This is a genomic window from Sulfuricurvum sp. RIFCSPLOWO2_12_FULL_43_24 (assembly GCF_001829605.1).
Taxonomy (GTDB): domain Bacteria; phylum Campylobacterota; class Campylobacteria; order Campylobacterales; family Sulfurimonadaceae; genus Sulfuricurvum.
The window spans coordinates 29,406-49,811 of sequence record NZ_MIBT01000093.1 but is presented as its reverse complement, the minus strand read 5'-3'; the positions used below and the strand labels follow the sequence as shown (position 1 = coordinate 49,811).

Below are 20,406 nucleotides of genomic sequence, written 5' to 3'. Positions count from 1 at the left end.
AAAATAGTATCCCCTATTTTACCGTAACATTGGTCTACTCTGGATAACCAGAGGATTCTTGGCCCGCTTCACACGGTACTTTTTTCATCATGACAAACCAGTTACGATCGAAAATTTTGCGGATATAACTCTCCTGATGGGGGACGAGACATCCGGAACAGTTTTGGTGGATGGCCGTATCGGTGAGAAAGCGATCCCCGTCGGGACTCTCTATCGAGCAGGTGCTAAAAAGTGTTTTAGCCTCCTCTTGCTGAAACCCTGCATCGTTGAAGCGGAAGTTGGGGCAGGCACAGAGGTAGCAGTTTAGTGTTTCGGTATCATGGCATTTTTTATTTTCTGTATAGAGAGGACAAAAATCGTTTTCATGGATAACCATATTTTCAAATCGAAAATAGACGATCACGTCGTTGTCGCTTAAGTGCGTTAATTTTTCCATCACTTTCGCATGTTTGAGACCGTGGGCATCAAACCATTGTTTATAAGACATAGAAAGTATCCTTGATTAATTTAACTTTATTAACGCCGATATAACAAAAACATGGTACTATTTTCGTTCGTTGAACCAGTGAAACTAATAGTACGTTTTGTAGGGTGCAAAAAGGGATTTTTATGAAAAAAACTATCGCCAATACCAATAAATTTTTCTCTACCGCTAAAAAGCGGGAAACGATGATCGTCAATTCGGTTTATACCTCTGCCAAAGCGGAAGGTTCTAAAACCACCAAAAAAGAGTTGAAAGAACATTATCGACTTATCCATTCCTAATCTCTTTTTCGATTTTATCAATCAATAATTGCTGCAACGGTTCATAGTTGCAGTGATACCCTTCATGTACTTTCTGAATATAATTATCACCGCTTTTGAGGTTTAGCCCGATCATGGGCAATCCGTTTTTTGCCAAAATAATATCGCCTAAAAGTCGGCTAATTCGTCCGTTTCCCTCTCGAAAAGGGTGGATAAACAAAAACTCGCTCAACAAAAGGGATAAATCCGCTGTGATCGATTCTATATCCTCATATCGTTTTTTAGAAACTTCTTTGATTAGAATGTTCAAATCGGGTAGTCCATTGAGAAATTCAAGTCTCCATGTCCACGCTTCGAGGCAATCTCCTTTGCTCATTTCGACTGTTCTAATCTCTCCCGCAAAGGGATAAATCGATTCAAAAACGTTCTTATGCCATTTTTTGACGGTATTGAAACCGAATGATCTCGAAATATCGAAATTTACGACCAAATTGCTGTAAAGTTCGAGCAGTTTTAAATCCTCGTGCTTTTGGATCAAATCGCTATCGGTAGATTTGAGATAGTTGATACATACCCCGTTGGCAGTCATGATCTTTTGAATGTCATTGCTCTCCCAATGATTCCACGGGTTTGAGATAATGTGTTCAGAGATTAATTCGTTACATTCCAGGTTCACTTTATCGAGAATATTTTTTGGTGGCTTCGTTGATTTGAAGTATCGTGTATCTGTTTCGTACCAATATTGGATAGGGGTATTATGGGTAGTTTTAAAAGTATAAAGGAGGTATTTGGATTTAATCATTGTCTGTTCGTTATAAAAATCCTATTCAAAACGGTCGTTTATTATACCGCGTTTATACTCTCAATTACGCGCTCCATATCGATCTCCTCTCTCATCGTCGCAAGAAAACTGTCGATGGTCGTTTTTTTGTAATGCTCAAATTTATCATCGTCGAAAAGCCCATGAACGAACGTCCCTTTGATGTTCCCTTTCTCATAAACAAGCGGATATTTTTCACTCACCCCGTGATGGATCTCAAATCCTCTCACCGTTGTGCCAAAAATCTCATATTCACCCTTGTTCAGCACTTTATCTTTTTGAAACACAATAACGTCGTCGATAAATCCCAGAGCACTTTCGCGACTGGGGAGAGCGGTTTCGACACATTCCTCATCGATGATGGTCTCAAACATCATTTGATACCCTCCGCAAATTCCCAGTATCTCTTTTTTTCTTTTTAGGAGTGCGTCGAACAGTCCCACTTTTTTGAGCCACCGCAGATCCTCTATCACCCGTTTGCTGCCGGGGAGGATGACGAGGTCATAGCTCTCCAGCGAAACATTGGAGGTGATAAACTCGACAAAGATTGTTTCATCGGCGATGAGAGGTTCGAAATCGTTGTAGTTGCTCATCGTGGGATAGTTGATAATCCCGATTTTTCTGAGAGGATGTGGTTTGTTTTGGACGAAATTTTTGAGACTTTGGCTATCTTCAAACCCGAGGTTAAGGGGGAGATAGGGGAGGACACCGAGGACGGGAATACCGAATCGCTCCTCGATGATTCTTATCCCATCGTCAAACAGGGTTCTATCGCCTCTAAATTTATTGACGATCACCCCGATGACATTTTCACGCAGCTTTTCGGGGAGGAGATTGTAGACCCCCCAGATCGAGGCAAAAACCCCTCCGCGTTCGATGTCAGCAACGAGGATAATCTTAGTGTCGTACGTTTGTGCGATGTAAATATTGGAGAGGTCTTTGTCCATGAGATTGAGTTCGACGGGGCTCCCCGCCCCCTCGCATAGTACACATTCATAACGATTTCTCAGATATTCGAAACACTCATCGACGGCAGGTTTAAGGAGATCGAGATCGCGGTAGTATTCCCGCACCTCTTTCTCCTCGACGACATGCCCTTTTACGATCATTGAGGCGCTGTTTCCGTGCCCCGATTTGAGGAGAATCGGATTGAGATGATAACTCGTCGGAAGAGCCAGCACTTCGGCTTGAAAATACTGGGCGATGGCAATCTCCGACCCGTCATCACACACATGGGAGTTGTTGGAGACGTTTTGTGCTTTGAACACCCCGACGTTGATCCCCCGCTCTTGAAGGAGTCTTCCGATGACAAATGTCAGGGTCGATTTCCCTGCATCGGATGAGGTGCCGAAAATGGAGATTGAATGCATTTATTTTCTCCTAAAAGCACGGAGCAGAGCAATAATAATCATCCCCTCCAGCGCAAAGAGTACAAAATGCAAATCATAGACCTGTTCTGTGGCGTTGGTAATCCCATAATGCTCTATGAGTTTGTAAAATCCATAGGAGAGTGCCAATCCCGCCAGCGAACCCTGCTGTTTGGCAACATCGATCCACCCCATCACCCGTGCATGTCGGGCGAAATGGGTTTCGGCTCGTACCAGATACCCTCCGAAGATAAAGGAGAGTTGATAGGCAGCGTAGATGATCAATGCACTCATAATATTGGATGAAAAGAGGAGGTAATAACCCACCATGAGGAGCATGATAAGTTCGGTGGCGAGAGTAAAGCGAAAAAAGTATTTTAGATTCATCAGCCGATGGTAGAGGTATGCCATTCCCATCATCCCCAATGCAAGGAGTATTCCTCCGATCGAGAACGTTGAGGGGCTCAGGGAACTGTAGATGGTAAAAACCGATCCCCCCACCATACCGGTGAAGAGGGCGTTAAAAAATTTGTAGCGGAGGTAGGGGCGAAAAGAGAGTTTAAGCATTTAAAATTTTGCGTTTAGCCCGAGATAGAGACTTCGTCCGGCGCTCCCGTATCCGTCTACTTCCTGATAGAGTTTGTCGCCCAAATTCTCCCCTTTTAGATAAAAGCCGATATGTTCAGTCGCATCATAGTTGACGACCGCTCCCCAGAGCGTATAACGTCCGGTCTGTTTGGTTTGTGCCAGATCATCATAGCGTGTTCCAATATAATGGGTGTTGATTCCTAAATGCAATTTGTTGATTCCATAATAGTCTAATCCACTTCGAAACGTATTTTTTGCCCGTCGTTGAAGGTCTTGATTGTTTTGATTTTTAGCCCAGAGACGGTTATACCCGAGGTCTAATACCAGATCGCTTGCGATGGTATTTTTATAAGAGAGTTCAAACCCTTTGAGTCGTGATTTACCGGTGACTTGCTCGTAGACGTAGGTTGATGGATTGGATCCGATAAGGTTGTCGACCAAGTTATTGTAATAGGTCGCACTTAGATGTTTGTAGGTTCCGGTAATATCAAAACTTTTGGTGGTTTCAGGCTGGAGGTTGGCATTTCCGTAATAGCCAGCATAGAGTTCAAAGAGTGAAGGGGTCCGATAGGCGGTTCCGTAATTGCTGCTGAGTGAAATATCATTTGTAAAATCATATTTTGCCCCAATCTTGCCGGTTGTTTTATCCTTAAATGTATCGTACGCATCATGGCGGATCGATTCGGTAAGGATGAGATTTTCGAAACGGTTTGTATTGGTGAGGAAAATCCCTTTGGAATCAAGCTCTTTGCTGCTAACGGTATCTTTCGAATGAAGAGCATTGCCCCCTACAACCAAAAATCCGTCTGGAGCATAGTGATAGTTTCCTTGGAGCGAAGCTTCTTTGTGCGTTCCGCTAAAAGCTTTGGTGTATCCGAGCGGATCTTTTTTGTCGAAGCTGGAGATACTGTAAGCGGCGCTGATCGAATCTTCTTTATTGAGACGGTGCTCGTAAGAGATGCTCCCTAAACGGTTGATTTGATGGATCTCATTGGATTCACTGTTTGGTTGGGCGTATGCATCGTATTGTGTTTTTGCATCGATAAAAGTAAATTGAGCACCAAGCGTATCTGATGAGGTCACATCGTAGCTGAGTTTGGTGTTGAGAGTCTCATTTTTATAGCCGTCATCTTCGTAATCTTCAGGATTTCCCCCTTTGGGGGTTGTGGCTGAAAATCCATTTGATTTGATTTGATTGGCCCCGAAATAGTACGATAAGGCTCCGATTTTTTGAGAGATATTAGCCCCTAATTTGGTTGTAGCATAGCTGCCGTACTCAGCGGTACCACTTATTTTGAGTTGCTCGGTTGCTTTTTTGGTAATGATATTAATAACACCGGAAACGGCATTCGCTCCCCAAATCCCGCTTTGTGCCCCTTTTAAAATTTCAATCCGCTCAATATCATTCACCATGAGGTGCTCTAGCTGTGCCTGTCCTTTGGTGGTAGTCGGATCGTTATAGCGAATGCCATCAACCAAAACAATGGCATTTTCAGAACTAAATCCGCGAAGAAAAAAGGAACTTTGATTCCCTATTCCTCCATTTTGGGCCATTGGAATATTGCTGAGTGTTTTGAGCGCATCAATAACTGAGGTTATGTGTTTTTCTTCGAGTTCTTCGGCCGTAATAACATCGATGTTAGCCGTAATGTCTTTGAGGGATTGTTCAGTTTTGGAAGCAGAAACTACAATTGGATCAAGTGTGAGGGCATTGGCCTGTGCTGAGGCGACTAATGTTGCTGCGGCAACAAGTGATAGGGTGTGTTTAAACATGAGTGTCCTTGATTAATAGTCGTAATAATGGATGAGAGGAGGACACTCTTAGGAGGAGAAACAGCTGAATAGATGTAGATGGGGCAAACAGGAGCGACGAGCTCTATGCGGGTGATGTTTTGGAGGAGGCGAACCTCAGAAGCGTAGGCTTGGATAGCGACCAGTGAAAAGTAGCTTTTACCGAATCCGCGTGGTGAACGCATCACTATCCTCCCCAATTTTTTTGGGAATTATAGCGAAAAAGGGAGGGTAGTAATTTAGGATTTGAATTGATTCAGTTGTGCGTTTAGGCTTGTTGCGGCATTGTAGAGTTCGGCAGTAATTTTAGAAATTTGTTTGATCTCCTCTTGATTGCTTTGGGAGAGATCGGACATTTCAGAGACCCTGCTGATAATTTCATGAATTTTATGCGCCATATTTTCGGCTTCTTGAACACTTTGTTGGCTTGCATCTACGTTTGAACGCAGTGCAGTCGAAGCGGAATCAATTTTGACGTCGATCTCTTCACTCCGCTCCGCGAGACGCTCGATATTGTCGCTGTTGCTGCTCATCATATCGGAAGAATCGGAGATTGACTGGATAACGATAGAGATTGTAGAGTTGATTTCGGTGAGACTTTTTTGGGTACGTTCGGCGAGTTTACGTACTTCATCGGCAACAACGGCAAATCCGCGTCCGTGTTCCCCTGCACGTGCTGCTTCAATCGCGGCATTGAGGGCGAGCAGGTTGGTTTGATCGGCGATATCAGAGATGATACTTAATACGCCGCTGACACTGGCCGCATCAGATGAGAGCTGGGTAAAACGCTCACCCAACTCATTACTCATTTGCGTTGCACTGTGAATTTCACGGGTAATAGCGTTGGCAATCTCACGTACGTGAGAAAGCTCTTTTTCGGTGGATTGGCTATTTTTGAGTGTCGTTTTAGCCATATCAACGCTTTGCTCTAATGTTGCACCGATCTCAGCGGCAGTTTTGTTAGTCGTTTGTGCGATCATATTGGTTTTTTCTGATTGGGCAGAGAGGTTTGTGGCCGCCGAGTTGAGTGTTGAGGTAGAACCGACAGCTGAAGTGGTGATTTGCTTGGTATCGTTGATCGTATTTTGGATTTTGGCAATAAATTGGTTGAGATAGTTGCTGGCGATACCGATTTCATCATTTTTATTGAGAATCGGAAGACGTTTCGTAAGATCTCCGTTGCCGTGCGCTAAATCGCTGGAAACATTATCGAGTTCTTCAATAGGGCGGAGGATACTGGTGCCCGAAAAATAGTTGATAGCGATCAAAATCGCGGTTAAAACGGTTCCTAAAATCAAGAACCATTTGAAAAAACTCGATTGCAGCTCATCAAAATAATCGGCTTTATTGATTCCGGGAATAACCCACATATCCCATGCAGGGATATATCGGTAAGCGGCAATTTTGTCTTGACCCGTTGTTGCAGAGACATACTCGTAAACACCGCCCGCTTTGTCGGCACGGATGTGATCGATGTAATCATGTCCCGCTTTGTTCTGCCCTTCATCCTTCGGGTGAATGGTCATTACCCCCTCGGCGTTGATAAAATAGACGTAGCCGCTTTTACCGATCTTGATACTTTTGATTTCATCTTTAAATTTTTCATCTTCATACCCTTTCGGTTTGAGTTCCGCGACAAAGACAACATTTTTTTCGAGAACATCGGCAACCGTATTGAGATCACTGATCATGATCGTTTTGATCGACCCTACCGCAATGAAGTATGCTACAATGACACTTACGAGGATGGCACTTATGGCTGCCACAAGATTGACAATAAATTTGGCTTTAATCGTGTTAAAAAGAGGCATTTTTAATATCCATTATTGGTTAGATGATGTCATTGTAGTTTTCTTTTTCTAAAGCGAAGGTAAAATATGAGATTTTCTTATTTAGAACAAATTGCGAAGTATATGGAACGCTTCACCCATATCGTTGCTGCATACCGTTATGATGACACCGGGATACGCCTGATTTTCGATCGAGAGAACAGTTGGAATTTTGAGATGCAGAGGGGGAATTCGACGATCAGTATCGGTGAAGCAGCCAATCGCGGGAAAATGTATCAAGCTCCGTTTGATATTTTGCTCGCGAAACGGTTTAACCGCTCAACCCTACACACCGTCGAGCTTTATAATAGCGATAAAATTATCCGCCTCACCGCAAGTACCAGCGGTTCGTACAAATCGGAAACCACGATTTTACAGTTTGAATTTACCGGTAAACATACGAATGTCATTATTATGGACAAAGATGAGATCGTATTGGAAGCGTTGCGCCATATCGATGATGACGTTTCTACCCGCAGTGTTCGCGTTGGTCAAAAACTAGGAGAGATTCCCAAACCTCATTACGAACCGCAGCATTACCCGTTGGCGGATGTGAGAGCATTTTTACTCGAAGAGTTTCGTCATCGAAATCGTGATCGGCTTGATCGGCTGAAAAATGAGAAGAAAGCCCTTTTAACTAAACGCTTAGCGACACTGCAAAAACATTTGAATGCCCTTGAGAGCGAATCAGTGTTAAGGGAAGAGTCTCAAAAGTCACAAAATTCAGGGCATTTGGTTCTGGCAAATTTAGAAATTATAAAACCGTATGAGAAGAGCGTCGATTTGAGTGATTTTGACGGGACGATCATCCATCTAGAACTTCCAAGCGGTTGCAGCAGTGCTTCAGGATGTGCGGAGAGTTTTTTCAAACGTTCCAAAAAAGCGAAACAAAAAGCAATCGGATTGCATCAGGAGAGGGGTAACCTCGAAGCCAAAATCCGTCATCTTGAGCTTTTTATCCAGACCGTATCTGAGGCATCCTCACCTGAGGAGATAGCCCTGCTATTCCCCGCGAAAACACCCAAGTCAAAACTTAAAACCTCTGATTCGATTGCCGAGTTTTGGATTGAGGGGGTAAAAGTCTCCCTTGGCAAAAGTGAAAAAGGAAATATCGAACTGCTCAAAAATTCCAAAGCCCGTGATATTTGGATGCATCTCAAAGATCGACCTTCGGCCCATGTGCTCATCAGTACCGATAAACAGCAGCTCCCTGAGCGTCTTCTCGAAGCAGCAGCAAAACTGTGTGTTGATTTTTCGGTATTTGAGAAAGGGCGTTACTTGGTCGATTATACTCCCCGAAGAGAAGTGAAAATGGGGGAGGGCGCAAATGTCCTCTATACGAATTTTAAAACGATAAATATCCAAAAAGGGTAATCTTATGGCAATCGGACCCATTGGCAATACGATTTACGTCAATCAGCAAATGGCAAGCGTGGCAAGTGAAAAGAACGCTATTTTAAACCGATTCGAACTTCAAACACTCGCTGCTGCCTCCGCTTCGCAAGAGACACAAAAAGAGATCCAAGAGGTGCGGCCGACCGAAGAAAATCAGGGAGTTGATGCCGATCGTGAGCATACCAAAGAACAGGCGGAACAAGAAGAACGGCGTTCCTCGCATCATGAGGAAAAGGAGGAGGAGCCTCCGCCGCCAAAACCGGTCCATATTTTGGATATAAAAGTGTGATTTTCGCTATAATTTCAAAATTCTAAAACCATTGGTTAACCAAACTATGCAAACTGCAAAAAATTCAACGCAAGAACGTATCGTTACTGCGGTATTTCTGGTTATCGGCGTCTTGATCGTCGGGCTTATCAACAACTTTTGGCTCATGTGGGCAGTGATGGGTATTGTCTATCTTCTGGCATTTCATGAAGCGACCCGTTTGTTTGGGATTAACAACAATTCTTTGTATGCGTATGCGGCTATTTTGTGGCTTGCTGCGGCACTTTATCCGTACGGTGAAGATTTGTTTGTTATTGCGGGGCTTATTTTTGCAGGGGCAGTGGCGTATACTCAGAATATTTCCCCTAAAAACTTTCTCCCCTTTATCTACCCGACGGCGGGGATGCTTTTTATGCTCAGTATGTACCAAGAGTACGGGATGGGAGCTATGTTATGGCTTCTCGTGGTTGTAGCTTCGGCAGATGTGGGGGCATATGTGGTCGGACGCAGTATCGGCAGAACGCCCTTTAGCGTCTCCAGTCCGAGCAAAACCCGTGAGGGTGTGTATGGCGGTATTGCCGTTGCGACGGGTGCGGGATTTTTTATCGGCATCACGATCGTTGATATTACCCAAGCGATTATTATCTCTATGGCGGCGGCAATCGGTGCGGTTTTCGGTGATTTGTTTGAGAGTTATCTTAAGCGTCAAGCGGGGGTAAAAGACAGCGGTTCAATCCTTCCGGGTCACGGCGGTGTTTTAGATCGAATTGACGGTTATCTTTTCGCCTCTGTTATTATGCTTGTTCTCCTTCGGGGCCTTGTTTGATCCTACTGGGCTCCACCGGTTCGATCGGAGTCAATGCCCTCAATATCGCGCAACAGTTTAATCTGAGCGTCGATACTTTGGTTGCCGGGCGTAATATTGATCTTCTCAACCAACAAATCCTGAAACATTCTCCCAAACGTGTCGTTGTCATGGATCAGGATGATTGTTCTCGTGTCAATCATCCTGATGTTCGCTCGGGAGAAGCGGCGATTCTTGATGCGATCGAAGAATCCGCTTCACAACATGTCGTTAATGCTTTGGTTGGATTTGCAGGTTTTCGACCGACTCTCAAAGCGCTGGAATGCGGTAAAAGAATCGCTTTGGCGAACAAAGAGTCTTTGGTGGTCGGCGGAGCGTTTGTCGATACTTCCAGCGTTGTCCCTATCGATAGCGAACACTTTGGATTATGGTATCTCAACCAAGGAAGCCGAAAAATTGATCGGATGATGATTACCGCCAGCGGCGGAGCATTCCGAGACTGGCCGCTGGAGCAACTCTCCGCCGCCACTTTGGCAGATGCTCTCAAACATCCCAACTGGTCCATGGGGCAAAAAATCACCATTGACAGTGCCTCCATGGTCAACAAACTGTTTGAACTTCTCGAAGCGAGGTGGCTGTTCGGCGAGGGGAAATACGATGCCGTGATTGAGACTAAATCCCTCATTCATGCCATGATCGATTATGCGGATGGCTCTACAACGGCCCATTTTGCCCATGCCGATATGCGTCTTCCGATCGCGTACGCGCTTATGGGTCATGTGGATACTCCGATTGTGGATCGGATTGATTTAACCCGCGTAGGAGCATTGGAATTTCGTCCTATTGAGAGCGTACGGTATCCGATTTGGCAAATCAAAGAAGATTTGCTCCGTAACCCTGCGCGAGGTGTTATCGTTAATGCGGCGAATGAAGCGGCGATTGAGCGTTTTGTCGCGGGCGATATCCGCTTTATCGATATTTCTACAATGATCCTTCGTGCGTATGAGACGTTTAGCACAGCACCTGAATCCATCGATGCTATTTTCGATCTTGATCATGAAGTACGCGCATTTGTCCGAGGGATACAATGTTAAAAGTCCTAATGTTACACGGATGGGGCGGATCGGATGACCCTCATTGGCAGGCATGGCTCTCTGGTGAGATCGCGAAAAACTATGGCACCGTCAGCTTCCCTCTTCTGGATAACCCCCATTTCCCGAGTAAAAATCGCTGGATGAAACAGATCAAATCGATCCTGAGTGATTTTCAGCCCGACGTCGTTATTTGTCATTCACTTGCTAATATTGCATGGTTTCATCTATGCAATGAAGGCGAGATCGCTTCAGTAAAACGGCTTTTATTGGTTGCTCCTCCGAAGCTGACGTGTGAAATCGAGACACTCAAAACTTTTTTCCCGCTCGAAGCCCCTAAAAACCTGTTTGCCGAAGAGGCACTGTTGGTCACATCGACCAATGATCCCTATATGAGCACAGAAGAGGCTTTATCGCTTCAAAAGGCTCTGGGGATAGAGATGAGGGTGATTGTGGATGCCGGACACATTAACACTGCTTCAGGGTTTGGTGAGTGGCCCTGGGTCAAAGAGTGGGTATTGCAATGATCCTCAGTATTGAAAGCAGCTGTGATGACAGTTCAATTGCAATAACAGAGATTGCAACCAAAAAACTGGTCTATCATAAGAAAATTTCTCAAGAGTTAGAACATTCAGTGTACGGTGGAGTTGTCCCCGAACTCGCCAGCCGTTTGCACGCTGAAGCATTGCCCCGTATTTTGGCGGAGTGCGAGCCGTGGTTCGATCAGCTCAAAGCGATTGCCGTCACCAATGAACCGGGATTGGGTGTAACGCTGATCGAGGGGGTTACGATGGCAAAAGCGCTTAGTATCTCTTTGGATATCCCGATACTTCCGATCAACCATCTGAAAGGGCATATTTATTCCCTCTTTATAGAGAAAGAGGCGATTTTACCGATCACCGTTTTACTCGTTTCCGGTGGTCATACTCAGTTAATAGAAGTTAAATCGTATACTGAGATGGAGACGATCGCTACTACTATGGATGACAGTTACGGGGAGAGTTTCGATAAAGTGGCGAAAATGATGGCGTTAGGGTATCCAGGAGGGCCGTTGATTGAACAGTTGGCCCACAGTGGTGATTCGAGTAAAGTGAGCTTTACCGTCCCATTATGGCAATCTCCGCTGATAGCGTTCAGCTATTCAGGACTCAAAAATCAAGTGCGCCTTGCGATAGAAGCCAATGGTGTTGCTGCCTATCCCGATATCGCGAGCGCTTTTCAGAAAACGGCAACCGAACACCTGCTTCAAAAACTCAAAAAGTATTTTAAATCCCATTCGCCAAAACGTTTCGCGATTGTCGGAGGGGCGAGTGCAAATCTTTACCTCAGAGAGAATATCACAAAAATACTCGCCCCCTATAAAGCCGAATTACTCCTTGCAGAATTAAAATTTTGTTCCGATAATGCAGCTATGATCGGACGCGCGGCAATTGAGGCATATCTCTTAGGAGCAATGCAACCTTATAATAGCATTGCGATCAATCCCCGTTGTAAACTGTGAAATAGCTTAAGTCAAAACACCTCTTTCATAATTCAGAGTCAAATTATCCGATTTAAAATATACTTCCCACATAAAATAAAACAACACAAAAGAAGGAGCCAATATGGCAACGACTAAATTCAAGGGTACTGACGTAGAACTTTTAGGAAATACCGTAAATGTAGGGGATAAAGCACCTGAAGTTACGGTTGTTAATTCAGCAGGTCTTGGTGATGTTACGGTTGGTGGCGCGCAAGGCAAAAAACAACTTATTATTGTTGTTCCGTCATTGGATACAGGTGTATGTGCGACTGAAACACGTAACTTCAATGCAAAAGCTGCTGGTCTTAAAGACGTTATCACTACAATCGTATCTCTTGACCTTCCGTTCGCAGCAGGGCGTTTTTGCCAAGCAGAAGGAATTGACAATTTGACAGTATGTTCAGATTTCCGTAACAAAGATTTCGCAAACGCGTATGGTGTATTACTTGGCGGTTCTGTTCTTGCAGGTGTAACATGCCGCGCAATCTTCGCAGTAAACGAAGAGGGTGTTGTTACTTACAAAGAAATCGTCCCTGAAATCACTGAAGAGCCAAACTACGAAGCTGCATTGGCTGCCGTAGCATAAGTTCTTATTCTCTCCCTATGGAGAGAATTTTCTTCCTTCTCAAATCTTCTTCTATTTACACGTAATACTAATCAACTCACCCGTTTTATTGAGCGCATAATTGTAACGACCATCAAGGGTAATCGTCGCACGGGCAAATTTGCCGTGATTTCCTAATGATACACTGAGATAAGGGGCTGAATTAAGTTCTTGTTGCGTCGATTGGAAAACCGCATCATGTTTGAAATCTAGGACAATACGGTTTGGACTGCTTAAAACAAAATGGCGTACCAAAGGATCGGTTGTTTTGATGGCAAGGTATTTTCCTTTGGTATCAAAGCGTATAAATCCAAAGTTAGCCGAGGAAGCACTATTATGACTGAATGAAGGTGTTGCAGCAGCGTTACTGGATTGAGATATGGTAAGAGAACGGTGCCAGTCGATACTTTGATCTATCTGCATTTTTTGCTTTTCGATACTTCCATCGATGTTTTGAATGGTAAACGTGACCTCTTTTAAAATACGGGCCTGATTGGGCAGGGTATAACTGACACTGCTTAGCTTGGGTTTGGTATCAGGGATGTTGGAGGTTACTGCTTGCATTTCAGAGGGCTTTGCCGCAAAAAAAGGATTTTCACGCGCAACTAAGGGGGAAAGGAGCAAAAGAGAGAGGAAAAGTGAACGTTTCATATAATCTCCCATGGTTACTGTGAATCAGCATCTAGCTCTTTAAGCTCAAAATATTGCTTTTGCAAAGCAGCATTTTCAGCTTTAAGGCGTTCGATATCTTCACTCAAATAATCTTGGTGCTCTTCTAAATCGAGAAGAACACTCAGTGAGTTGTTTCCGAAAAAGATGAATCCCATATAAATACCGACAACGAGAACAATCCCTGAAGCAAGGAGAAACTTGTGCGTTGGGAGACCGAAATAACGCTCACTTAAGCTCTCTTTTTCCTCGCCTATCAGTAATTGATCATCGTGTTGCATTAGTTAAAGAGGGCACTCCCTAAATATTCGCCGTACATTACTTCGGTTTCAATTTCCAACAAACGGTTGTATTTAGCCGTTCGTTCACCGCGCGCTGTTGAGCCTGTTTTGATCTCACCGCAGTTGAGTGCTACTGCAAAATCAGCGATAAATGCATCTTCACTTTCGCCGGAGCGGTGAGACATAACACATTTGTAGCCGTTGCGCTGTGCAAGACGAACTGTGAGCATCGTTTCTGATACTGATCCGATTTGGTTTGGTTTGATCAAAATCGCATTTGCGATCCCTTTTTCGATCCCCTCTGCCAAAATATTGGCATTTGTTACGAACAAATCATCGCCAACAAGCTGTACTTTGTTTCCTAAACGCTCAGTCAAGATTTTCCATCCCGCCCAGTCATCTTCGCTCAAACCGTCTTCGATCGATACGATAGGGTATTTAGAGCAAAGGTCAGCGTAATAATCGACGAGTTGCGCAGACGTAACGGTTCGGTTTTCAGAATCGAGACGGTATCCACCCTCTGTTACGAGTTCAGATGCGGCAACGTCAAGAGCGATTGCGATTTGTTCACCTGCTTTGTATCCCGCTTTAGCAATCGCTTCCATGATCACTTGGATCGGTTCTTCATTCGAGCTCAAATCCGGTGCAAAGCCACCCTCATCACCGAGTGCCGTGTTAGCACCGCGATTTTTTAGGATTGATTTGAGGTTGTGATAGACCTCGGCAGAAGCACGAAGACCTTCGGAAAAATCACTAAATCCGACCGGCATAATCATATACTCTTGGAAATCAACGCTGTTATCGGCGTGGCTTCCTCCATTGATGATGTTGAGCATCGGTACCGGAAGAACCATTGCATTGGCACCGCCGAGGTAGCGATAGAGAGGAATTCCGAGACTTTTTGCCGCCGCACGTGCTACCGCCATGGATACACCGAGAACGGCATTTGCACCGAGATTTCCGTAGTTTTCCGTTCCGTCAAGCTCTTTCATGACCGCATCAACCATCGCTTGGTTAAACGGGCTGAGGCCCATGATCGCATCTGCGATATCAGTATTGACATGTTCAACTGCTTTTAGAACCCCTTTACCCATGTAGCGAGAATCGCCATCACGCAGTTCTAATGCCTCACGTTTACCGGTACTTGCACCGCTTGGAACGATCGCGCTTTCACGTGTTCCGTCACTTAACTGTACCGTTGCTTTTACGGTAGGATTCCCTCGAGAATCCATTACCTCGATTGCACTTACTTCATCAATAAAAATCATTCGTCTACCTCACCTATATCAGATTCATCCATAGCAATGATGCCTGTTACACCCATCGCTGATTTAATTTTTTCTTCGACTCTGCGAGCCAATTCCGGCTCATCTTTGAATTTTTGTTTTACGTTTTCACGTCCTTGACCCAGTTTGGTATCCTCGAAACTGAACCATGCTCCGCTTTTATCAATAATGTCGAGTTTAACACCGTAATCGACGAGTTCTCCCTCTTTGGAGATACCTTCACCGAACATGATATCAAATTCTGCTTGACGAAACGGCGGTGCCACTTTATTTTTAATGACTTTCGCTTTAACGCGGTTGCCGATTTGGCTTTCCCCTTGTTTGAGGGTAGCAATTTTACGAACATCGATACGAACCGATGCGTAGAATTTTAGCGCATTCCCCCCCGTTGTTGTCTCCGGTGAACCGTATCCCATTGTTCCGATTTTCATACGGATTTGGTTGATGAAAATAATCGTACAGTTCATTTTATGCATGATACCGGTCAGTTTACGCAATGCTTTCGACATTAAGCGCGCTTGAACTCCCACTTGCTGGTCGTTCATCTCCCCTTCGATCTCCACTTTCGGAGTCAATGCCGCAACCGAGTCGATAACGATTAAATCCACGGCACCGCTGCGAACGATGGTTTCGACGATGTCGAGGGCTTGTTCACCGTAATCGGGTTGTGATACGAGGAGATTTTCAACATCAACACCGAGATTTTTAGCGTATCCGATATCAAGGGCATGTTCCGCATCGATAAATGCACAAATTCCGCCGTTTTTTTGACATTCTGCGGTAATCTGTAAGCTCAAGGTAGTTTTTCCTGAACTCTCCGGTCCATAGATTTCGATAACGCGACCCTCTGGGACTCCGCCGATCCCCAGTGCTAAATCCAGACCGATAGACCCGGTGCTGATCGCATTGATCGGTTCGATCTCTTTGTCGCCTAAACGCATCAACGTCCCTTTTCCGAACGTTTTATCGATTTGTTTCATCGCGAGTTCAAGCGATTTAAGTTTGTTTGGATCCATCATGCTGTGCTCTCCTGAGACTAATATGTTTTAAAATTACGTCATAATATGACAAATTGAAATATATTTAAAATATATGGCAAATTGCAATATTAATAATTCGCATTCTGGAATAGAGATATTTTAGCGTTATTTGGTTAAAATTTAATTGATTTGTCATTATGAATAGGATTTTAAGTGAAAAAAATGGTGATTGCCCACTCCCCCGATGCTGATGATATCTTTATGTATTACGCCATCAAATTCGGTTGGGTGACGAAAGAAAATACTTTTTTTGACAATATCGCTTTGGATATTGAAACCCTTAACACCGAAGCGTTAAAAGGGACATACGATATCAGTGCGATTAGTTTCGGACTCTACCCTCATATCCGGAATGATTACGCATTGCTTCGAACAGCGGTGAGTTTTGGTCAAGGTTATGGCCCTAAACTGATCCGCAAACGTGAAACGGTTCTAAAAAAGCGGTTCAAAGTTGCTCTCAGCGGAAAATATACCACTAATGCGTTGCTCTTTCGGATAGCCTACCCCGATGCGAAAATCGTTTATATGAACTTTTTAGAGATTGAGCAAGCGGTATTGGACGGGGTTGTCGATGCGGGTGTTTTAATCCATGAATCTATTTTGGGATACGATGAGTCACTCGAAGTGGAGCGCGAGCTTTGGGATGTATGGTGTGAACTCTCCGGCGGTGATTTACCACTTCCTTTGGGAGGGATGGCCATTCGCCGATCACTTCCGATTACTTCGGCTATTTCGTATGAGAATCTTTTAACCAAAGCGGTACAAATTGCTCGTGATCACAAAGAGAACCTTTCTAAAATGTTGATGGAACGTAATCTCGTCCGCATTGATGCTCCGACACTGGAAAAATATCTCGAACTTTACGCCAATGACGAATCTATTACCCTCAATGAAACACAATATAAGGCAATCGAACTCTTATTTAACCTTGGATATAAACACGGCTTTTTTGACGCTGCAATTAATCCGAGAGATTTTATGATCCCACTCGAATACACCGAATTGAGGTACTCGTAAATGATGCAATCGGAGTTGATCGGTTTGGGGATTGAGACGTTTAAAATTGCTCTCATTTTATCGCTGCCCGCACTGCTGGTCGGGATGTTTTTGGGGCTTGCGGTCAGTATTTTTCAGGCAACAACCCAGATCAATGAGATGACCCTCAGCTTTATCCCTAAAATTATCGGGATTGTTGTCGTCATTATTCTGACTATGCCGTGGATGATGAACGAAATGCAGGACTTCACGATTCGTATCTTTAATATGATTCCGACCTTTATGCAATGAATACGAAGCGCATCGATTTTTCCAAATTCAGTTCTATTCGTATCGGCCCAATAGTCGAAGTTGCACTCATCGAAAATGATGTTGTTCCGCAGGGGCATTTTATCGTCGGTTCTGCTAATAATGTTCTTATTTCCCCAACCCCGCCATCGCTTATGACCCTCTCTAAAGAGTACGATTTCATTCGTCTTGAAACAGATGGTCTCCATATCGGTGCCGCTACGCCGGGGGGACGTGTTGTGTCGTTTTGCAAAAAGAATGATATTGCCCATTTTGAGTACCTCTCTAAACTCCCGGGAACCCTCGGCGGTATGCTTAAAATGAATGCAGGACTCAAAGAGTATGAGATATTTAATTATCTCATTGCAATCCGTACCCAGAGCGGCTGGAAACAAAAAAGCGAAATCGAATACGGCTATCGTAAAACTTCTATCGATGAAGTGGTATTCGAAGCGGTTTTCGAAGCACAAAACGGATATTCTGCCGAGCGATATGAAATGTTTGCGCAGATGCGTTCCAATCAACCGAATGATCCGAGTGCCGGAAGCTGTTTTAAAAATCCTCCGGGTGATTATGCCGGACGCCTTATCGAAGCGGTTGGGTTAAAAGGTCAGCGTGTCGGTGCTATGGCTTTTAGTGAAGTTCATGCCAATTTTCTCGTCAATATGGGCGGAGGTACTTTTGCGGATGCCTTGTCTTTAATACATGAAGCGCAAACACGGGTAAAAACAGCATTTGACCTGGACTTACAATGTGAAGTTGTGATCATTGATTGCGAAAATATGACGAAAAAATAATCTATTCTATTGACTTTAGTCGTCACAAGTGTTAAAATGACGATGAAATTCTAGATTGAAAAGGATTTAAACATACAATGACCGTTAGTTATATCCGTCCCGATAAAGATTTCGATGGTGTTTATGAACAGCTTAAATTGATTAATGGTTATGCTGATCAAAAAAAGATTGCGATTCAAGAAGAGTTTGTGGATCAAACATCTCAAAATAAACGGCTCAGTGAACGGCATGAAGTAGTCCGTTTTTTCCGATCCTTGGATGGCGATACTTTGATCGTTTATGATACATGGACATTGAGCAGCTACATCGAAGATGTCGTTCAAATGTTTAGTTGTCTCCTTAAAAATAATAATACAATCCATTTTGTCAAACCGGGCGTGATAATCGACCGCAAAAGTGATACAATGGTTGTCTTAGGTCTTATCGATCAGCTCCGTCAGGTGCTTCAAGATGATGCCAAAAAAGGGATCGGCCGTCCGCGCGGATCTAAATCATCGTCAAAATTTGATAGGTATTTGGAGCAGATTATCGATTTGTTGAAAAAACGGCGCAGTGTAAGTGAGATCGCACGTATCTTAGGAGTGAGTCGAAGCTCTCTCAAAGATTACATCGAATCGCGTGAACTTAAAGAGGTAGTGAGTGGTGTCATCGGTATCGGAGACGATACGGATGCGGAAGCAACGGTGATTGGAACGATTCAGTGCCCAATCGATGAATCAACTATATGATGGAGGTCGTATGATGAGTGAAGAGACAGTGTCCCCAAAAGGAAAAGAGTATTTGTCGGGGTGGACCCCGTGGCGTATTATGCGGTATTGGTTTTATGGCCTTGTAACCATTTTTGCATTGGCAGTGCCATGGATTACCATCGAGGGAAATCACCTTTTCTTACTTAGCTTTGATAAATTGAAACTCCATTTGATGTTTATTCAATTTGATATGCAAGAGCTTTATTTGATGCCGTTTTTGCTCATGATCTTGTTTATCGGGGTATTCGGAATTACCGTATTGGGCGGGCGGGTTTTCTGCGGATGGATGTGTCCCCAAACCATTTTCCGTGTCGTTTACCGTGATTTGATCGAAACAAAATTGCTGGGTCTTCGCAAACGTATTAAAAACAAACAACAAGAACCGGATTATTCTAAGTTTGAAAATAAAGTAAAACGATTAGTAGGCATTCTCCTCTGGACAGGATTGTCATTTATTGCTGCGGCCGATCTGATGTGGTATTTTGTACCGCCGGAAGATTTCTTTGCCTATATTCAAAATCCGATGGAACATACGGTATTGATGGGATCGATTATCGGGATTGTTTTATTCTTGGTCTATGACATTATTTTCTTGCAAGAGAATTTTTGTGTCTACGTCTGCCCTTATTCACGTATCCAATCGGTTTTATACGATGATGATACCGTTATGGCAATTTATAACCCGAATCGCGGTGGAGATATCTACGACGAGCATAAAGAGAAAATGTTTATTAAACAAAAAGATCTGCTTGCGGTAAATAGCCATGCTGAATGCACTACCTGTGAGAGTTGTGTGAGCGTTTGTCCTACTCATATCGATATTCGTAAAGGGCTTCAGTTAGAGTGTATCAACTGTCTGGAGTGTGTTGATGCGTGTACTGAAGTTATGGGTAAACTCGGTAAAGCGAGCCTTGTAGAGTGGTCAAGTGAAAAAGAGACCCTTTACATGAAAGGTAAAACGGACTATTTCCGTCCAAAAATCTTGGGTTATGTTGCTATCTTAATTATTGTTAGTGTTATATTGGGGATGATGGGAAGTGAAAAAGAGTATATGCTCCTCAATATCAACAAAGAGAACCGTTTGTATTCTGTTCATCAAAATGATGAGGGTAAAGTGCAGGTTGATAACGCCTATACCTTTTTGTTGCAAAATACGCTAAACGAAGATCATGAATACTATTTCAATATCGTTGCTCCTGAGGGAATGGAAGGAAAAATTAAAATCGCTCAGCCGGAAAAACCGTTCAAAGTTAAACCGGGCGTCGTTAAGAAAAAAGTAGTGGTTCTTTATACGGATGAAGTGCTTGTGAATGATGATCGTAAAGATACGGTTATTCCGATCACGATTAATGCGTATGCGGTGGATGCGAAAGATAAAGTGGCGGTAACACGTCAGTCGACGTTTACTTTCCCGCGAGCGGATATGCTCAAATAAGAGTCTAATGTACTTTTCTGTTTAGTCAGAAAAGTACCAAA

The 20,406-nt window shown here is 43.8% G+C and carries 24 protein-coding genes; 13 read left to right on the top strand and 11 right to left on the bottom strand.

Translation table 11 applies throughout. The features are described 5' to 3' along the window. Positions 1 to 34: 34 nt before the first annotated feature. Entirely contained in the window at positions 35 to 487 is a 453-nt protein-coding gene (locus tag A3G19_RS08945; protein ID WP_041192359.1) for a hypothetical protein, read from the bottom strand. Positions 488 to 609: 122 nt separating this feature from the next. Here A3G19_RS08945 and A3G19_RS08940 point away from each other — a divergent pair, with 122 nt between their 5' ends. Continuing rightward, positions 610 to 765 carry a hypothetical protein gene (locus tag A3G19_RS08940; RefSeq protein ID WP_291750911.1) on the top strand — a complete coding sequence of 52 codons (156 nt, stop codon included), beginning with the start codon at positions 610 to 612 and terminating at the stop codon, positions 763 to 765. On the opposite strand, the gene A3G19_RS08935 is transcribed toward A3G19_RS08940, so the two are convergent. Genes A3G19_RS08935 through A3G19_RS08910 form a run of 6 tightly spaced genes read right to left on the bottom strand, consistent with a single transcriptional unit; the run spans position 752 to position 7,121 of the window. Next, entirely contained in the window at positions 752 to 1,546 is a 795-nt protein-coding gene (locus tag A3G19_RS08935) for a Fic family protein (RefSeq protein WP_015652506.1), read from the bottom strand. The genes A3G19_RS08940 and A3G19_RS08935 overlap by 14 nt on opposite strands. A gap of 41 nt (positions 1,547 to 1,587) precedes the next feature. After that, a complete protein-coding gene (locus A3G19_RS08930; RefSeq protein ID WP_294872149.1) occupies positions 1,588 to 2,934 on the bottom strand; it encodes a cobyric acid synthase in 1,347 nt (448 codons plus the stop codon). After that, positions 2,935 to 3,498, bottom strand: a complete 564-nt coding sequence (locus A3G19_RS08925) for a hypothetical protein (RefSeq protein WP_015652508.1) — start codon at positions 3,496 to 3,498, stop codon at positions 2,935 to 2,937. Further along, a complete protein-coding gene (locus tag A3G19_RS08920) occupies positions 3,499 to 5,292 on the bottom strand; it encodes a TonB-dependent receptor (protein ID WP_294872147.1) in 1,794 nt (597 codons plus the stop codon). It lies immediately after the preceding gene. Continuing rightward, positions 5,250 to 5,498: a hypothetical protein gene (locus A3G19_RS08915; protein ID WP_294872144.1), complete on the bottom strand. Its 249-nt coding sequence runs from the start codon at positions 5,496 to 5,498 to the stop codon at positions 5,250 to 5,252. The genes A3G19_RS08920 and A3G19_RS08915 overlap by 43 nt, the downstream gene beginning before the upstream one ends. Before the next feature lie 51 nt (positions 5,499 to 5,549). Further along, on the bottom strand, positions 5,550 to 7,121 hold the full coding sequence (locus A3G19_RS08910) for a methyl-accepting chemotaxis protein (protein ID WP_294872142.1): 1,572 nt from the start codon (positions 7,119 to 7,121) through the stop codon (positions 5,550 to 5,552). A gap of 66 nt (positions 7,122 to 7,187) precedes the next feature. On the opposite strand from A3G19_RS08910, the gene A3G19_RS08905 reads away from it, so the two are divergent. The 7 genes from A3G19_RS08905 to tpx all read left to right on the top strand — a co-directional run bounded on the left by A3G19_RS08905 (position 7,188) and on the right by tpx (position 12,806). Beyond that, on the top strand, positions 7,188 to 8,513 hold the full coding sequence (locus tag A3G19_RS08905) for an NFACT family protein (protein WP_294872140.1): 1,326 nt from the start codon (positions 7,188 to 7,190) through the stop codon (positions 8,511 to 8,513). 4 nt (positions 8,514 to 8,517) lie between these two features. Next, positions 8,518 to 8,823: a hypothetical protein gene (locus A3G19_RS08900; RefSeq protein ID WP_294872138.1), complete on the top strand. Its 306-nt coding sequence runs from the start codon at positions 8,518 to 8,520 to the stop codon at positions 8,821 to 8,823. A 46-nt stretch (positions 8,824 to 8,869) separates the two neighbouring features. Continuing rightward, positions 8,870 to 9,628, top strand: coding sequence for a phosphatidate cytidylyltransferase (locus tag A3G19_RS08895; RefSeq protein ID WP_294872135.1), 759 nt, complete (start codon positions 8,870 to 8,872; stop codon positions 9,626 to 9,628). Further along, a complete protein-coding gene (gene dxr, locus A3G19_RS08890) occupies positions 9,625 to 10,701 on the top strand; it encodes a 1-deoxy-D-xylulose-5-phosphate reductoisomerase (protein ID WP_294872133.1) in 1,077 nt (358 codons plus the stop codon). The genes A3G19_RS08895 and dxr overlap by 4 nt, the downstream gene beginning before the upstream one ends. Then, positions 10,695 to 11,225: an alpha/beta hydrolase gene (locus A3G19_RS08885; RefSeq protein ID WP_294872130.1), complete on the top strand. Its 531-nt coding sequence runs from the start codon at positions 10,695 to 10,697 to the stop codon at positions 11,223 to 11,225. The genes dxr and A3G19_RS08885 overlap by 7 nt, the downstream gene beginning before the upstream one ends. Further along, positions 11,222 to 12,199, top strand: a complete 978-nt coding sequence (gene tsaD / locus A3G19_RS08880) for a tRNA (adenosine(37)-N6)-threonylcarbamoyltransferase complex transferase subunit TsaD (RefSeq protein ID WP_294872128.1) — start codon at positions 11,222 to 11,224, stop codon at positions 12,197 to 12,199. Before A3G19_RS08885 ends, tsaD begins: the two co-directional genes overlap by 4 nt. 103 nt (positions 12,200 to 12,302) lie before the next feature. Beyond that, the gene (tpx, locus tag A3G19_RS08875) at positions 12,303 to 12,806 is read left to right on the top strand and encodes a thiol peroxidase (RefSeq protein ID WP_015652517.1); all 504 of its coding nucleotides are present in this window, start codon (positions 12,303 to 12,305) and stop codon (positions 12,804 to 12,806) included. Positions 12,807 to 12,857: 51 nt separating this feature from the next. Here tpx and A3G19_RS08870 read toward each other — a convergent pair whose 3' ends face one another. From A3G19_RS08870 to recA, 4 genes are read right to left on the bottom strand one after another with little or no spacing between them, the layout of a single operon-like run. Beyond that, positions 12,858 to 13,475 (bottom strand): AMIN domain-containing protein, encoded by a 618-nt coding sequence (locus A3G19_RS08870; protein ID WP_294872125.1) that lies wholly within the window; start codon positions 13,473 to 13,475, stop codon positions 12,858 to 12,860. Positions 13,476 to 13,489: 14 nt separating this feature from the next. Further along, positions 13,490 to 13,774, bottom strand: coding sequence for a hypothetical protein (locus A3G19_RS08865; RefSeq protein ID WP_294872124.1), 285 nt, complete (start codon positions 13,772 to 13,774; stop codon positions 13,490 to 13,492). Further along, positions 13,774 to 15,042, bottom strand: a complete 1,269-nt coding sequence (gene eno, locus A3G19_RS08860; RefSeq protein ID WP_294872122.1) for a phosphopyruvate hydratase — start codon at positions 15,040 to 15,042, stop codon at positions 13,774 to 13,776. Before eno ends, A3G19_RS08865 begins: the two co-directional genes overlap by 1 nt. Beyond that, on the bottom strand, positions 15,039 to 16,076 hold the full coding sequence (gene recA, locus A3G19_RS08855) for a recombinase RecA (RefSeq protein ID WP_294872161.1): 1,038 nt from the start codon (positions 16,074 to 16,076) through the stop codon (positions 15,039 to 15,041). Before recA ends, eno begins: the two co-directional genes overlap by 4 nt. Before the next feature lie 177 nt (positions 16,077 to 16,253). Here recA and A3G19_RS08850 point away from each other — a divergent pair, with 177 nt between their 5' ends. From A3G19_RS08850 to ccoG, 5 genes are all read left to right on the top strand, one after another. Beyond that, complete coding sequence (locus A3G19_RS08850; protein ID WP_294872120.1) at positions 16,254 to 17,117, top strand: menaquinone biosynthesis family protein; 864 nt, start codon at positions 16,254 to 16,256, stop codon at positions 17,115 to 17,117. A gap of 3 nt (positions 17,118 to 17,120) precedes the next feature. Further along, positions 17,121 to 17,387 (top strand): flagellar biosynthesis protein FliQ, encoded by a 267-nt coding sequence (gene fliQ, locus A3G19_RS08845; protein WP_015652523.1) that lies wholly within the window; start codon positions 17,121 to 17,123, stop codon positions 17,385 to 17,387. Further along, on the top strand, positions 17,384 to 18,181 hold the full coding sequence (locus tag A3G19_RS08840) for a UDP-N-acetylmuramate dehydrogenase (RefSeq protein WP_294872118.1): 798 nt from the start codon (positions 17,384 to 17,386) through the stop codon (positions 18,179 to 18,181). The genes fliQ and A3G19_RS08840 overlap by 4 nt, the downstream gene beginning before the upstream one ends. A gap of 77 nt (positions 18,182 to 18,258) precedes the next feature. Beyond that, positions 18,259 to 18,909, top strand: a complete 651-nt coding sequence (locus A3G19_RS08835; protein WP_015652525.1) for a recombinase family protein — start codon at positions 18,259 to 18,261, stop codon at positions 18,907 to 18,909. 13 nt (positions 18,910 to 18,922) lie between these two features. Further along, positions 18,923 to 20,365 carry a cytochrome c oxidase accessory protein CcoG gene (gene ccoG, locus A3G19_RS08830; protein ID WP_041192472.1) on the top strand — a complete coding sequence of 481 codons (1,443 nt, stop codon included), beginning with the start codon at positions 18,923 to 18,925 and terminating at the stop codon, positions 20,363 to 20,365. The last annotated feature ends 41 nt before the right edge of the window (positions 20,366 to 20,406 follow it).